The sequence below is a fragment of the Kribbella sp. NPDC055110 genome (assembly GCF_053607525.1).
The window spans coordinates 157,322-172,662 of the sequence record NZ_JBSGTS010000006.1; the positions used below are offsets into that span (position 1 = coordinate 157,322).

Here is a 15,341-nt window from a genome sequence, read left to right on the forward strand (position 1 = left end):
CCTCACTTGAGGTCGAAGAGCCGGCGGAGCGCCTCGAGGTAGACAGCCCCGTCTGGGCCGGTGGAGAACTCCTTGGCACGGACCGTCGGCCGGTGCAGGACCTTGCGGAGGATGCGGTGGACGGTGGCGGCCGTCTCGGCTCGTTGCTGATCGGTCAGGTCGGGCAGCCGATGTTGCAGCCGGCCCAGTTCGGCGTCCGCCAGCTGCCCGATCTGAGCGTGCAGCGCGGCGATGACGGGCGCTGCCGCCGCTTGTTCCTGCCGATCCATGTACGCGGCGGCCTCCGCGGCGACGATGGCACGGACCATGGGGATCTGATCCGGGACCTTTCGGTCTGCCAGGTGACGTCCGAGTGCGGTCAGGTCGACGAGCCTGATCCCGGGCAGGCGGCCAACGGCGGAGTCCACATCGGGCGGCATCCCCAGGTCAAGCACGAACAGCAGCCGAGCGCCGGCCCGCGCTCGGGCCGCTCGCACTTGCTCCGCGGCCACGACCGGTACCGTGGCTGCGGTGGCCGTGACCAGGATGTCGGCCTCGGCAAGTTTGGTGGGCACATCGTTCGCGTGTAGGTACCTGCCATCCACGGCTGTGGCGAGGTCGGCGGCCCGCGTCTCCCGACGGCCGGCCACCCACAGCTGTCCGACGCCGGCTGCTCGGAGCAGTCGTGCCGCGAGCTTGCCGATGCTGCCGGTCCCGAGCACGACTGCTTCGCGGCCGGCGAGCCCGCCCAGCTCAGCGGCGGCGATGTCCAGGCCGGCCCGGGCGAGGGAGATGCCTTCAGTGCTGATCGTGGTTTGCGTACGTGCCTGCTTGCTGGCGTGCAGTGCCGCGTCGATCAGACCGGTGAGAGCCGGACCGGTGGTTCCTGCGGCCGCGGCTGCCCGGGCCGCGGACTTGAGCTGAGCAACGATCTGCTCCTCGCCGACCGCCATCGAATCCAGTCCGCACGCGACGGAGAACAGATGCTCGGCGGCGGCACCGTCGACTCGAACCCGGGTGAGTGGAAGGACCTCGTCGACCTCGAGCCGACCGTGGGCGGCCAGCAGCTCCGCCACGGCCTGAGTTACTGGCTCGACCGGGTCGTGCGTCGCCGCATAGACCTCGACCCGGTTGCAGGTGGACAGCACAACAGCCTCGTCGATGGATGGCACCGTGCGCAGCCGTGACAACACGCGGCCTCGCTCCGAGACCGGGACGGCGAGCTTCTCCAGCGCCTCGGCCGGGGTGGTCCGGTAGGACAGGCTCAGGCTGACAATCGTCATCGCGGTGACCGTTCCGCTCTCGGAGTTCCGTTGTTGGTACTGGGGACGTGCGCGGCCTGGCACCCCAGTCGGTGCCAGGCCCCGTGACAATGCGATCCGCGGATCAGGACTGTCCGGCGCGGACGCCCTTCTCGACCCGTTGGCCGAGGTCTGCGTCGACGTTGCGCCAGTACTCGAAGGCACGCAGCAGCACCGGCTCGCTGACGCCGTCGAGCAGGTGACCGACGATGTTGCCGACCAACCGGTCGCGGGCCGAGTCGTCCATCACCTCGCGGACGAGCGTGCCCGCCTGGCCCCAGTCGTCGTCCTCGGCATGCAACGTCTGGGCGGCGTGGACCATGTCCCCGTCGGCGTACCAGCCGGCGGGCTCGCCGTACCGCTCGGTGTCGGCCTGCGGGCCGCCCTTGGAGTTGGGCGAGTAGACCGGGTCGGTGGCGTTTCGGTAGCGCATGTTGCCGGCCGTGCTGTAGTTGTTCACGGGCGACCTAGGAGCGTTCACTGGCAACTGGTTGTAGTTCACTCCGATGCGGGCGCGGTGCGCGTCCGGGTAGGAGAACATCCGGCCCAGCAGCATCTTGTCCGGGCTCGGCCCGATACCCGGCACCATGTTGCTCGGCTCCACGGCCAGCTGCTCGATCTCGGAGTGATAGTCGGCCGGGTTACGGTCCAGCGTCATCTTTCCGACCTCGATCAGCGGGTAGTCGGAGTGCGGCCAGACCTTGGTCATGTCGAACGGGTTGAACCGGTAGTCCTTGGCCTCCGCGAACGGCATGATCTGCACCTTCAGCGTCCAGCTGGGGAACTCCCCCCGTTGGATCGCCTGGAACAGATCCCGGACGTGGTAGTCGCTGTCCGACCCCGCCAGGGCGTCGGCCTCGGCCTGGGTCAGGCATTCGATGCCCTGGTCGCTGATGAAGTGGTACTTCACCCAGCACTTCTCGCCGTCAGCGTTGACCCACATGTAGGTGTGGCTGGAGTACCCGTTCATGTGCCTCCAGGTGCGCGGAATGCCCCGGTCCCCCATCAGCCAGGTCACCTGGTGCGCCGACTCCGGCGACAAGGTCCAGAAGTCCCACTGCATGTCATGGTCGCGCAGATTGTTGTCCGCACGGCGTTTCTGCGAGCGGATGAAGTGCTGGAACTTCATCGGGTCGCGCAGAAAGAACACCGGGGTGTCGTTCCCGACCATGTCGTAGTTGCCCTCGGACGTGTAGAACTTCAACGCGAAGCCCCGCGGGTCACGCCAGGTGTCCGGGCTGCCGTGCTCCCCCGCCACGGTGGAGAACCTGGCCACCAGGTCGGTCGTCGTACCCGGCTGGAACAACGCCGCCTTGGTGTAGGCGCTGATGTCGCCGGTGACCTCGAACCGGCCGAACGCGCCGCCGCCCTTGGCATGCGGCTGCCGCTCCGGCACCCGCTCCCGGTTGAAGTTGGCCATCTGCTCGATGACGTAGTGATCGTGGAGCAGGATCGGGCCGTCCGGGCCGACGGTCAGCGAGTGCTCACTGTTCTCGACCGGGATGCCGGCGTCCGTCGTCGTGGGCTTGGGAGGTGTGCTGGTCATGGGTGTTTCTCCTTGGTGATTGGGGATCACTTGTCGTCCGGGTTCAGCGCCCGGAAGACCAATCCGGCGGCGACACCTGCGATGGCTTGTACGACGATGTAGACCCACAGCGTCGACCACGCGAACAGGCCGCCGACGGCCGCGCCGAGCGAGACGGCCGGGTTGAAGGCGGCGCCGGAGATGCCACCGACGGCGAACGCGCCGGCCAGGACGGTGAAGCCGATCGCCAGGCCGAAGAAAGAGTTGATCGGCTGGTCCTTGCTGGTGGCAACGTTCAGGACGACGTAGCACAAAGCGAAGGTGAACAGCAGTTCCACCACGGCCGTCGCACCGAGCTCACGACCGGATGGGCGGAACGTCACTACCATCGCCGGGTCCACGACCGCGCGAGCAACAAGCCCTGCGATCACGCCGGCGACCAGCTGCACGATCCAGTACTGGACGGCGTCGGCCAGCCCGATCCGGCGTCGTACCAGCGCTGCCATCGTGACGGCCGGGTTGTAGTGGCCGCCCGAGATGTGACCGCCGGCGTAGACCATCACCATCAGGACCGAACCGGCTGCCAGCGGGGTGAACGCACTGTGGGTCAGTCCACTGACTGCCACTGTGAATACGAGGAAGAACGCCCCGATCGCTTCGACCGTGTTCTTCCGAATTGCTACTACCCAATGGTCGGGCAGTGTTACGGCTTCTCGTCCGTTCGTGACGACGTCAGCCATCTCATTTCCTCCTTCTCCCAGGAGTTGATATGGCTCAACGATTCCGCCCCTCTGATCCCGAACCATCGTTGCCAGCGGTCCTCTGCCCTCCCTGCGAGCCCCACCGGCCGTACCTGCTGGCGGGTAGATGCGTTAGGCGCTCGCCGGGCAGACTCCGGCCGCGCGGCTACGCGATCGTCTCTGATGGGCGCAGGGCGCGTCCGCGCTGAGGAGGACATGATGAGCAGCCGACAGACGGTCGCGAACTCCGAGTGGGCCGAGTGAAGTGCCGGGCCTGGCGAACACCGCAAGCGCCGGAGGAGGCGAGCCGGGGCCGGCGCGGCTGCGTCAGTTGGCCAATGAGCAGGCGGCGCTGCGGCGAGTGGCCATGCTCGTGGCCAGTGGTGCTCGGCCACCGGAGGTGTTCAGCGCCGTCGCCGATGAGCTGGGGCATCTGATCGGCGCCGAGGCGACGTTCGTCCTCCGCCTCGATCCCTCGTCGTGCGACCGCGGCGCCCCGGACAGATACCTGGCCGTCGTGGGTTCCTATGGCCGGCTGGGTGGTCGAGTACCAGTGGGCTCCAAGCTCCCGCTGGCACCCGGGACGATCCATCATGCCGCACTGCGCAGTAGGCGCCCGGCCCGGATGACCGGCGATGAACTGGCGCGGAGCCAGTTCGGCGAGTGGATCAGCGGGCTTGGCATGCGAGCCGGGGTGGCCGTGCCCATCGTGGTCGGAGGCCACAACTGGGGCGTGACGGTGGCTGCGACCTCGCAGAAGGACGTGCCGGCCGGCACCGAGGCACAGATCGTGGACTTCATGGAGCTCGCCGCGACGGCGATCGCCAAGGCCGAGGCTGACCGGGAGCTGCGCGAACTGGCGGACACTCAGGCGGCGCTGCGACGCCTCGCCACCCTGGTCGCGCGGGGCGAACCGCCCGAGGTGGTCTTCGCGGCAGCGACCAAGGAAGTGCTACGGCATCTCGGCAACGACACCGCCAGGATGATCCGGTTCGAGCTGGACGGAACGGCGACGCTCGTCGCCAACGAAGGCAGGACCGCCCCCGACGTGCAGGTCGGCGAGCGATGGGAGGGTTATCCGCCGGACGGACTGACAGCGACCGTCATGCGCACCGGCCAGGCCGCCCGGGTCGACGACTACGGCGCGATTCCAGGCGGGGAGGCAACACTCCGCGAGGGCATTCGGTCCGCCGCCGCCGTGCCGCTGCACGTCAACGGGCGGCTCTGGGGAATGATCGCCGTCGGACCCGGGCCGTTGCCGCCCGACACCGAGCAACGGATGACGGCGTTCACCGATCTGGTCGCAACCTCGATCGCGAACGCGCAGAACCGGGGATCGCTCGAGGCGAGCCTCGACGAACTCACTCGTCTCCTGCAGGAGCAGGCCGCGTTACACCGGGTCGCGACGCTGGTCGCCCGCGGGATGGCCCCGGCCGAGATCTTCGCGGCGGTCGCCGATGAGGTCGGCCGCCTCCTCGGCGCGGACAACGCGGGGATAGCCCGCTTCGAGGCGGACGGGACAGCGGTCGTCGCCGGCTGTGCCGGGGGCGATGAAGCCCAGCTGCCGATCGGGACCCGCGTGAAGCTGCCCGACTACCTCGCCCCGGCGGTGGTGTGGCGCACCGGCCGGCCCGCGCAGCAGGATGACGACACGTGGGCCGCCAAGCCGGACCCGGCCGCCAACCGCCTCCGCGAGTTGGGAATCCGATCGATGGTGGCGAGCCCGATCATCGTCGAAGGCGGCCTGTGGGGCGTGGTGCTCGCGATGACGAAGCGCGGGCCTTTCCCTTCCGGCACCGCGGAACGCCTGGCCGACTTCACCGAGCTCGTCGCCACGGCCGTCGGGAACGCCGACAGCCGGGCCGAGGTTGCCGCCTCAAGGACGCGGATCGTCGCCGCCGCCGACGAGGCCCGACGGCGGATCGAGCGGGATCTCCACGACGGGACCCAGCAGCGTCTGGTCTCACTGGGCCTGGAGCTTCGCCGCGCGCAGTCGGCTGTCCCCGCCCAGCTACCTGAACTCGGGGCCGAGATCGGCAGTGTCGCGGACGGGCTCAACGAAGTCGTCGAGGATCTGCGCGAGATTGCCCGCGGCATCCACCCGGCGGTCTTGTCCGAAGGCGGGCTGGGACCGGCTTTGCGGACGATCGCCCGCCGGGCCGCGATCGCAGTGGAGCTCGAGGTTGCCGCGCCTGCACGGCTCGCCGGGCCGATCGAGGTGGCGGCGTACTATGTCGTCTCGGAGGCCCTCACGAACGCGACCAAGCATGCGCGGGCATCGGTCGTGGCCATCGCCGTCGAACAGCGAGAAGACTGCCTCCACCTCTCGATCCGGGACGACGGCATCGGCGGGGCTGACCCCGCCCGCGGATCGGGCCTGATCGGCCTGCGCGACCGAGCAGAGGCCCTGGGCGGATCGATCGAGGTCAGCAGCCCCGCGGGTCATGGAACACAGCTCGTCGTCCAGCTCCCGCTACAGCTCCACTGACGCAGACGTCACCTCGTCATCCGGCGTCCAGCAGTTATCGGTGATGGTGATATTGCGCCAAGTAGTCACTGGCGTGGCCCGAGAGGATCAGGGCGAGCACGACCCCGGCCGCGAGACCTGCCACGACACCGCTGCGGCGCCACCACAGACCTGAAACGATGGTGCTTCGTCGAGGGGAAAAATCTCTTGCCGTCAGGCGGAAAGTCTCCAGAAAATGCGCAATCACGTGAGCGGCTATGGCAGCGAGCCAAAGGTAGAAAGACACCTGATGCGTCAGCAACGCCGTCGGATGAGCCCACGCCGGCCCGACATAGGTAACAATGCCGCTGACCAGCAGGACAACGGTCAGTGCGATCAGAACGGGACCAAGCGCTCGAAGGAACGGGCTTGGCGGCCCGTACCGTCGATAGTCGGCGTCGCGGCGATAGTAACGGACAATTCGCCAGCTCGTACTGGCCATCTTGAGGAACACGACGGGAATCAGCAAAAAGCCGATGGCGGCGTGTGCCGACAGGACCTGCTTGACGCCCAGAATGACAGTGACGACCTCGGCTGTGAACAGGAACAGCAGTACGGTTCCCGCCAGCGCGGTCAGTCGAGCATTGGCCTCGACCCGATCGGAACGATCGTGAACCTCGTTCATCGGTCGAGAGCGGCCGGTTGGATCAGTGGCTGAGGTCATGCAACGACCCCTGTCTTTACGAACGCCGGTGCCAGCAACGCCATCGCCATGACGGCGATCAGCGGCCCGCTGTTCGGATCGGTGGCTCGACCGCTGAAGAGCAAGCCGAAGTCTTGTCCGATTGCCCAGATGGCGATGATCAGCAGGAACCCGATCACGAGCGCCCAGGCGCGGGTTCTGCGTAACAGCGCCCCAACCCCCACGAGGATCTCAGCTGCCGCCAGGCTGTACACGGCCGGCGCTCGTTCCGGCTGACCCAGCTCGCCGCGGACGTGTCGAACCCAGCCAGCGAATGCGGTCCCTGGCCGGCGGCAGCGGTCAACAGACTCGACAGGTCCTGTCCCGTGTTCTGGCCGGGAAGCAGCTGCAGGACCGCGCCGCCGACCCACATCAGCGCCCAGGCCCACACCAGCCAGCGGGCGGGCGCCTGGCCGACTCGGTTCTTCGGCCATGCAGCTGCGGCGATGACCGCGTAGAGCAACGCCGAGCCAGGCGCGCCCGTCAGCAGGCTTGCATGCCCGCCGGCCAGTCCGGACAGGCCCTCGCCCAGATACCAGACGCCAAGCGCCCAACCGATCGATGCGATGAGCGCGACGCGAGCTGACCGGCGTACGAGCAGCCCGACGCCGAGCAGAACCTGCACACCCGCGAAGAAGAGATTCCACGCGAACGGATGGGCAGCGATGATCACCGACGCGAAGTGAACCGGACCGGAGACCACGCCTGGCTGGCCCTGGCCGGCGGGCGCGATCAGCTGTGTGGCGAAGCTGCGGGTGAACATGAACGGTTGCGCCTGCAGCGCGCCGTCGAGCAGCCACAGCACGCCGAGAACGACCTGGAGGCCTCGCCGGGTGACACGGCGACCGCGAGCAGCCGACGCGAGGGCGGCGTGCAGGCCGTGACGGCCTGCCCGGGCACTGAGGGCTGTGGTCATAATTTCACCTTGCCGGACGGATTGGACGCTCAGACTGCGAACAATCGTTTCCCGCGTCGGACATCGCTGCCAATCCCGCAGATACCCATCCGTGGTTCTCGTTGGCGCCACTGTTCCGATGCCGGCAGGCGCCAACCTTTCGCGCACCGAAAGGCAGCATTCCAGGTAGCCGGTACATGGAGATTCACGCCGCCAGGGGTGAGGGTCTGCTGCTGGCAACACAGACTTCTCAATCATCTCCCAGGAAACTTTAAGCAGCGAGTCGCAGGGAACGCCGCCATTCGTTCTTTCTACGAATACGACGAGGCTGCACCCTGTGCAATTGCCCATAACACCCCAGAGGAGCAGCATGTCCAAGCCCAAATGGGCGGTCGGTGGAATCGCGGCCGTCGCTGTGCTCGGCCTGGCCGGCGTCGCCGCCATGTCGGCCCCAGCCGGTGCCGCGGCGCCATCCGCCACCCCGACACCTACTGCATCGGCATCGACACCCAGCTCGACCGCGTCGACGCCAGGTTCCACCGCATCGGCACCCACTTCGACCGCGTCGGGTTCGACGGATCCGAACCTCTACCCGTTCGGAGCGCCGACCGGGGGCCTGGCGGTGAAGGTGCCGCCGCCACCGCAGGAGCCGACGCTCTCGCCGACGTACACGACCAAGACGACGACGCGCATCTACGGCGCGAACCCGTTCGAGGAGGCTGTCTCGGTCACCCAGCACATCTGGCCGGCGGCTCTGCCCGCGAACGCTCCCAACGAGACCAACAACGTCCCCGACCGCCCGTGGGGGATCACCCTGATCACACCCGACGATCCCCTCACCGGAATCACGGCGGTGCCGCTGATCCACTTCCCCGACGACGCTCCGGTCCTGTTCGTGAACAACAACGGCATTCCCGACGTGACCCTCAACGAGATCAAGCGGCTCGGGGACACCGGCATCGTCCGTCCGCCGATGAACAACGCGGACGTGTTCCTTGTCGGCGCCGCCGCCAACGCCACTGTGGAGAAGCAGCTCACCGCCATTGGCGTGAAATACAAGACGGTCACCGGCAGCGATGTCTTCAGCCTCGCCGACAACGTCGACAAGCTGTACGGCAGCATCCAGAACCCCGACCTCGGCGTGCCCCAGATGGGCGGCAGCGCGAGCTCGAGCGGAAACGGCATGCAGGACGTGTTCGTCGGCTCCGCGGACGGCACCGACTGGCAGTACTACCTGCCCGCCACACACTGGGCGTCCCACATGCCGACCGGGTTGCTGTGGAGCCACCGCAACAGCCTCCCCGCGGCGACCATCGATGCCCTGAAGCGCCGCAACGGCCACGCCGTCATCTACGTCTTCGGCGGCCCGAACCAGGTCTCGGCCTCCGTGGTCCAGCAGTTGAGTCAGTACGGCGCCGTACAGCGGATCACCGCCGACGACCCGGTGGCCTTCAACACGCCGGCGACGACCACCCCCGAGAACATCAGCGTCGCGTTCGCCAAGATGCACGACCCCGCCGGCGACGTCGGCTGGGGCATCCTGGGCCCGGGCCACGGCTTCACCCTGGTGAATGTCAGCAACTGGCAGGCCGCCGTCGCCTCGGCACCCCTGTCGCACCTTGGCTTCCACGCACCGCTGCTGGTGACCACCGACAGCGCCACGACCCTCCCGTCCGAGGTGGATGCCTACTTCAAGGCAGTCGCGCCGACGTTCCTCAACTCACCGGGCGAGGGGCCCTACAACATGACCTACATGATCGGCAGCTGGAACCAGCTCTCCTGGCCGTTGCAGGCCCACGTCGACTACATCTCGGAGATGTCCAACCGCCGAGTCTGGAGCAACAACAACGGCGGCCGCTACAGCGACTCCGGTCAGCCGTAAACCCGAAGTCGAACCAAACGCGCTCCACCGAAACACCTGGGCCGGCGGCGAAACGCCGCCGGCCCAGCTGTCCTCGTCCATGCAGGCACCCATCCCCAGACGCTCTCCGCCGGAGTAACGTGACATTTCGTTGCAGCCACGGCGATTACATCGACCGGGAAGAGCGACCATGACAGCCCAGCCTGACAACAGCAGGAACGCCGAGCAGCGGATGCTCGGCGCCGTACCGGACGAGCCCGCGCTCGGTCGTGGGCCTGCTCCCGGAAACTACTCGCGCCACGAATACCACCATCCCGCCGCGGGATGGGGCGCCGCCGGCAGCGTCGCACACGTGCTGAAACGCGCCGGCGAGCCGGTCGAGGGGCTGCACGCGTTGTTCGTGATGAACCAGGAGAACGGCGGCTTCGACTGCCCCGGCTGCGCGTGGCCGGACGACCCGAGCGGGCTGCGTCTCGACATCTGCGAGAACGGCATGAAACACGTCACCTGGGAGCTGGCACCCCCGAGAGCAGATCGCGACTTCTTCGCTGCTCACACCGTCAGCGAGCTGGCCGGGTGGAGCGACCACGACCTCGAGGCGGTGGGCCGGCTCGACGAGCCGATGAGCTACGACCCCGCCAGCGACACGTACCAGCCGATTTCCTGGGATGATGCCTTCGCCTTGGTCGGGAGCTCCCTGCGCAGCCTGACCAGTCCGCATCAGGCGTCGTTCTACACCTCCGGGCGACTCAGCAACGAGGCGACTTTCCTCTACCAGCTGTGGGTGCGCGAGTTCGGCACCAACAACCTGCCCGACTGCTCGAACATGTGCCACGAGGCCAGCGGCCGGGCGATGACGGCGGCGATCGGCAGCGGCAAGGGCACGGTCGACCTGACCGACTGGGAGGCCGCCGACGCTATCTGGCTGATGGGCGACAACGCCGCGACGAACGCGCCGCGGATGCTGACCTGGCTGGCCGAGGCGGACCGGCGCGGTGCGCAACTGGTCCACGTCAACCCGCTGATCGAAGCGGCCTCGCGGCGGACGATCGTGCCGCACGAGTTCGTCGACATGGCCAGGTTCCACACGACCGCGACCGGCACGATGAATGTCCAGGTGCGGATCGGTGGCGATCTTGCCCTGCTCCGCGGCGTCGCCAAGGCGGTCTTCGAGGCGGCCGAGGAAGACCCCGACGTACTCGACCAGGACTTCATCCGTCGCTACACCAACGGCATCGACGAATACCGCGAGCTCGTGCGGACCACTGCCTGGGCGGACCTGGTCCACGACGCCGGCGTGTCCGAGGAGGCAATCCGTCGTCTTGCCGACTCGTACGTCGGATCGCAGCGGGTGATCATCGCGTGGTGCCTGGGCCTTACCCAGCACGAGCACAGCGTCGACACCGTGCGCGAGATCGTCAACCTGCTCCTGCTCCGCGGCAACATCGGCCGCGAGGGAGCCGGGCCCTGCCCGGTCCGCGGGCACAGCAACGTCCAGGGCAACCGGACCTGTGGCATCAACCACCGTCCGGACAAGGCGTTCCTCGACCGGATCGCCGAGGTCTGCGGCTTCGAGCCACCGCGCGAGGCGGGACTGGACACCGTCGAGACGATCGAGGCCATGCGCCGCGGCGACGTCAAGGTGTTCGTCGCGCTCGGTGGCAACTTCGCGCTCGCCACCCCTGACCTGCCCTACACGTTCGATGCGCTACGCAACTGCGACCTGACCGTACAGGTGAGCACCAAGCTGAACCGCAGTCACATCGTGCACGGCAAGCAGGCGCTGATCCTGCCCTGCCTGGCCCGCAGCGACAAGGACCAACAGGCCGGTGGCGTCCAAGGCGTCACGGTCGAGGACTCGATGGCAATGGTGCACATCTCGTACGGGATGAAGGATCCAAGCTCGCCGGAGCAGCGTTCGGAGTGCGCGATCCTCGGCGGCATGGCGCAGGCGACGCTGCCGGACAGCCGCACGCCGTGGCAGTCGTACGTCGACGACTACGACCGGGTCCGCGACACGATGGCGCGAGTACTGGACGGGTTCGAGGACTTCAATGCGCGTGCCCGCCACCCCCACGGCTTCCGCATCCGCCAACTGGCACGCGAGCGCGTCTTCCTGACGCCAACCGGTCGAGCCGAGTTCTGGGCCGCGCCGCTCCCCGACGACGTCGATCCCGGCGAAGGCCGGCTGCTCCTGACCACGGTCCGGTCGCACGACCAGTTCAACACCACCATCTACTCCAACGACGATCGCTACCGCGGCGTCAAGGGCCTGCGCACGGTCGTGTTCCTGAACGACCAGGACATGGCGGACCGCGGCCTCGAGGACTTCGACCTGGTCGACATCACCAGCTTCTCCAAGGACGGGACGACGCGTTCGGTCCACGGCTACCGGGCTGTCCGCTACGACATCCCGCCGAGCTGCGCGGCCGGCTACATGCCCGAGCTCAACGTCCTCTGCGGCATCTCCGATGTCAGCAGCCAGAGCGGCCAACCGCTGACGAAACACCTTGTCGTCGAAGTCACCCCGAGCCACCAGAACGCGGCAACCGGCTCAAGAGCTGGTCAGACCTGACCGTCCGGTTGTGTCGTGGCGAGGACGAAGGTCGAGGTCGCGCAAGCGAAAAGGCAGAGGATGCCCAGGGCGCGGAGCCAGCCGCCGTCGGCGAAGACGGTGAGCGTTGCGCCGGCGAGCAGCGTGACGCCGGCGGCGGCTCCGAGCACGGTCGTTCTCGCTACGGGTCCAGCGGTGGGGACGGTCACGACGGGCGTGCCGGCCTCGGCCTCCGGGTCGAAGCGACCTCGAAGGAAGAGGCGGAACAGCAAGATGAGAGACGGAACGAGTACGACCGCCCCGGCCGCGACGGCGATGACGACCGCCAGCAGGGTCGATCGGCCGGCGGCAGCCTGTTTGACCGTCAGCCCGGGCAGGAAGCGTGGCTGCTGAGCGAGGGCCCAGCCCGCGACGATTGCCGCGACAGCGACCGCTGCCGAGACCCGGGCCGCGCCGAGACGGTCGCGCCAGACGAGCAGCAGGGTTCCCAGCCCCGCCGCCGCGGAAACGGCGACCATGACGACGCCACCACCTCGGGTCAGTCCCCGGAACAGCGCGGGGGCGTCGGAATGGACGACGAACAGGCCGGCGAGCGCGACCGAACCCGCGAAGAGTCCGGACATCAGGGCTCGGGCGCGGAACGCACGTTCGAACGTCTCCGAACCGAGCCGCCGGGCGTCCGCGGCGAGATAGACCGCGGCCAGGTAGGCGCCGGTGGCGACGGCGAGTCCACCGATGAGCACCGACGTGGGGTTGAGCCAACTGCTGATCAAGGTGCCCTGCGCGTTGCCCACCGGGACGCGCCCGGCGGCGATCGCGCCGGCGACGGTGCCCAGCGCGAACGGCGTGAGAATCGACGAGAGCGCGAACAGGTACTCGATCGCCCGCCCGCCACGAGCACCGTCGAGTTGCCCGCGCAGAGCGTAGGAGGCGCCGCGGAGGATGATCCCGACCGCAGCGATGAACAGGGGCACCGCCAGCGTGGACGTGATCGACCCGTAGGCGACCGGGTACGCCGTCCAGCACACGACCAGCACCAGGATCAGCCACACATGGTTGGCCTCCCAGATCGGGCCCATGGCATGCCGCGCGAAGGACCGGATCGAGTCGCCGTCTCGTCCGCCGCCGGCCAGCAGCGTCCACAGCCCGGCTCCGAAGTCCGCGCCTGCCAGCACGGTGTACGCGGCGAGACCGGCGAGGATGATCAGCATCGGGATCTCAGCCATCCAGCCCCTCCTCCAGCGGCACCCGGCTGAAGCAGCGCAGCATCCACCACACCCCGCCGGCAAGTCCGAGATAGACCACGGCCAGGGTGCCGTAGCCCACTGGGATCCCCGCCGCGCCGGTGACCGCCTGGGACGTGCGCATCACGCCGTACACGATCCAAGGCTGGCGTCCGACCTCGGTGGTGATCCAGCCGGCGATGAGTGCGACCACCGACAACGGCCCGGCCAGTACGACGGCCCGGTAGAACCAGCGCGATCGGGGCAGGCGCTTGTGGCGGAGGCGGATGTAGAGATACACGACGGCCAGCAGCGCCATCAGTGTCCCGATGCCGACCATCGTCTGGAACGCGAACCGTACGACGTTGACCGGTGGCTGGTCCGCCGTCGGTACGGTGTCGAGACCCTGGACCGTCGCGTTCGGGTTGTGGAAGGCCAGCAGCGACAACAGGCGCGGGACGGCGACGCCGTACACGACCTCGTGACCGTTGTACCAGCCCAGCAGGTGCTCGGGTGCGCCGCTCGTGGTCTGACCGAGCCCCTCCAGCGCCGCCAGCTTGACCGGTTGCTGCTCCGCGACGTCGCGGGCGGCCATGTCACCGACGATGACCTGCAAGGGTGCGGCGACCGCCGCGGCCGACAGCCCGACCGTCAGCGCCGTGCGCTGGTAGCGCCCCCATCGGCCCCGCAGGAATCCCCACGCGTACGGAACGGAGATCAGGAACCCGGCGACGATGTATCCAGCGAAGTACATGTGCACGAACTCCGGCCAGAAGTAGGAGTTCGCGAACAACGCCGACCACGGATGCGCGTTCACCGCCCGGCCGTTTTGCAACTCGAACCCGGCCGGATGGTTCATCCAGGCGTTGACCGCGATCACGAACAGCGAACCGGTGATCCCCGCGATCGCCACCGGAACACCGGACAGGAAATGCCACCGTGGCGCGAACCGGTCCCAGCCGTAGACATAGATGCCGATGAAGATCGCCTCGACGAAGAACGAGAAGCCCTCCAGTGTGAACCCCAGGCCGAACACGTTGCCGAAGGCAGCCATCCACCCCGGCCACAGCAGACCCAGCTCGAAGCTGAGGATCGTTCCGGTCACCACGCCGACGGCGAACAGTCCCAGCATCACCTTCGACCAGCGCCGGGCGATCGTCAGGAACACCAGGTCCCCGGTGCGCAGGTACCGCCATTCGCAGAACAGCACCATCGCCGGGAAGGCGAGCCCGAAGCACACGAGCGGGATGTGCACCGCCAGCGACAGCGCCTGCATCTGTCGTGCCTGGAAGAGGTAGTCCTGATCCGGCGACGCGAGCGTGCTCGCCATCGTCGCGATCATCGTCGGCGCTCCGTTCTAGACGGTCAGGTGAAAACCAGCGGCCAGGTTCAGCGTGACGGCGAACGTCAGGTACATCAGCCACATCCCGGTCACCAAGCGAATCAAACCGAGGACGGATTCGAAAGGCTTCGCACCGAGTGCGATGAAGAAGTCAACGACATAGATCCCGGCCAGACCGATGAAAAGGAGTCCGACAGGCCAGTCCCCGCCGTGGAAGAAGACCGTCGCGCCAAGTGCGGACATGACGGTGAACGCAACGGACATGCCGGCGTTGGGACGTGCGTCGTTGCCGCGGTAGCGGTTCCAGCCGAGCGCGAACCAATGGATGCCGTACGCCGAGAACGCGAGCGCCGCCATGTAGAGGATCCGGTCCGAGCCGAAGACACCGAACCAGGTCAGGCCGATGAACAGGATCAGGCCGGTCACCAATTGGCACAGCCCAGGCAGCCACACACCCCAGACGCCGAGCGAGCGGTCGACTCGTTCGTCCCGCTCGGGAAATCCGAACAGTTCCTGGGTTCCCCAGATCAGGTAGCCGGTCCCCAGGCCGAAGAATCCCAGGGCGAGCGGCGGAAACTGTGAAGCCGCGAATGTGACACTCATCAGGGCGTCTCTTCTCCTCGCGCACTGTGGAAACCGCCGGCTCGTCCGAGCCCGCGTTTCCACCATCGGGGCGGCCCACTTCCTTTGTCGCTACGGCTGACTTCAAAGACCGGTTCCTGCTGGCCGGTAA

At 67.8% G+C, this 15,341-nt stretch carries 12 protein-coding genes; 3 read left to right on the top strand and 9 right to left on the bottom strand.

The window, feature by feature from the left end; translation table 11 throughout:
* Window positions 1-2: 2 nt before the first annotated feature.
* The 3 genes from hemA to ACWF0M_RS12180 all read right to left on the bottom strand — a co-directional run bounded on the left by hemA (window position 3) and on the right by ACWF0M_RS12180 (window position 3,545).
* Window positions 3-1,262 carry a glutamyl-tRNA reductase gene (gene hemA, locus ACWF0M_RS12170; protein ID WP_452235675.1) on the bottom strand — a complete coding sequence of 420 codons (1,260 nt, stop codon included), beginning with the start codon at window positions 1,260-1,262 and terminating at the stop codon, window positions 3-5.
* A gap of 103 nt (window positions 1,263-1,365) precedes the next feature.
* The gene (locus ACWF0M_RS12175; protein ID WP_452235676.1) at window positions 1,366-2,826 is read right to left on the bottom strand and encodes a catalase; all 1,461 of its coding nucleotides are present in this window, start codon (window positions 2,824-2,826) and stop codon (window positions 1,366-1,368) included.
* A gap of 26 nt (window positions 2,827-2,852) precedes the next feature.
* On the bottom strand, window positions 2,853-3,545 hold the full coding sequence (locus tag ACWF0M_RS12180; protein WP_452235677.1) for an MIP/aquaporin family protein: 693 nt from the start codon (window positions 3,543-3,545) through the stop codon (window positions 2,853-2,855).
* Window positions 3,546-3,876: 331 nt separating this feature from the next.
* On the opposite strand from ACWF0M_RS12180, the gene ACWF0M_RS12185 reads away from it, so the two are divergent.
* Window positions 3,877-6,033 (top strand): sensor histidine kinase, encoded by a 2,157-nt coding sequence (locus tag ACWF0M_RS12185; protein WP_452235678.1) that lies wholly within the window; start codon window positions 3,877-3,879, stop codon window positions 6,031-6,033.
* A gap of 34 nt (window positions 6,034-6,067) precedes the next feature.
* On the opposite strand, the gene ACWF0M_RS12190 is transcribed toward ACWF0M_RS12185, so the two are convergent.
* The 3 genes from ACWF0M_RS12190 to ACWF0M_RS12200 are packed head-to-tail and all read right to left on the bottom strand — an operon-like array spanning window position 6,068 to window position 7,649.
* Window positions 6,068-6,676, bottom strand: coding sequence for a hypothetical protein (locus ACWF0M_RS12190; RefSeq protein WP_452235679.1), 609 nt, complete (start codon window positions 6,674-6,676; stop codon window positions 6,068-6,070).
* 35 nt (window positions 6,677-6,711) lie between these two features.
* Complete coding sequence (locus ACWF0M_RS12195) at window positions 6,712-6,873, bottom strand: hypothetical protein (protein WP_452235680.1); 162 nt, start codon at window positions 6,871-6,873, stop codon at window positions 6,712-6,714.
* On the bottom strand, window positions 6,870-7,649 hold the full coding sequence (locus ACWF0M_RS12200; RefSeq protein ID WP_452235681.1) for a hypothetical protein: 780 nt from the start codon (window positions 7,647-7,649) through the stop codon (window positions 6,870-6,872). The genes ACWF0M_RS12195 and ACWF0M_RS12200 overlap by 4 nt, the downstream gene beginning before the upstream one ends.
* Window positions 7,650-7,998: 349 nt before the next feature.
* Here ACWF0M_RS12200 and ACWF0M_RS12205 point away from each other — a divergent pair, with 349 nt between their 5' ends.
* On the top strand, window positions 7,999-9,510 hold the full coding sequence (locus ACWF0M_RS12205) for a hypothetical protein (protein WP_452235682.1): 1,512 nt from the start codon (window positions 7,999-8,001) through the stop codon (window positions 9,508-9,510).
* Window positions 9,511-9,679: 169 nt separating this feature from the next.
* On the top strand, window positions 9,680-12,064 hold the full coding sequence (locus ACWF0M_RS12210) for an FdhF/YdeP family oxidoreductase (RefSeq protein ID WP_452235683.1): 2,385 nt from the start codon (window positions 9,680-9,682) through the stop codon (window positions 12,062-12,064).
* Here ACWF0M_RS12210 and ACWF0M_RS12215 read toward each other — a convergent pair.
* Genes ACWF0M_RS12215 through ACWF0M_RS12225 form a run of 3 tightly spaced genes read right to left on the bottom strand, consistent with a single transcriptional unit; the run spans window position 12,055 to window position 15,211 of the window.
* Window positions 12,055-13,269, bottom strand: a complete 1,215-nt coding sequence (locus ACWF0M_RS12215) for a cytochrome d ubiquinol oxidase subunit II (RefSeq protein ID WP_452235684.1) — start codon at window positions 13,267-13,269, stop codon at window positions 12,055-12,057. The two genes, ACWF0M_RS12210 and ACWF0M_RS12215, sit on opposite strands and share 10 nt — an antisense overlap.
* Complete coding sequence (locus ACWF0M_RS12220) at window positions 13,262-14,608, bottom strand: cytochrome ubiquinol oxidase subunit I (protein ID WP_452235685.1); 1,347 nt, start codon at window positions 14,606-14,608, stop codon at window positions 13,262-13,264. Before ACWF0M_RS12220 ends, ACWF0M_RS12215 begins: the two co-directional genes overlap by 8 nt.
* A gap of 15 nt (window positions 14,609-14,623) precedes the next feature.
* Complete coding sequence (locus tag ACWF0M_RS12225) at window positions 14,624-15,211, bottom strand: hypothetical protein (RefSeq protein WP_452235686.1); 588 nt, start codon at window positions 15,209-15,211, stop codon at window positions 14,624-14,626.
* Between the last annotated feature and the right edge of the window lie 130 nt (window positions 15,212-15,341).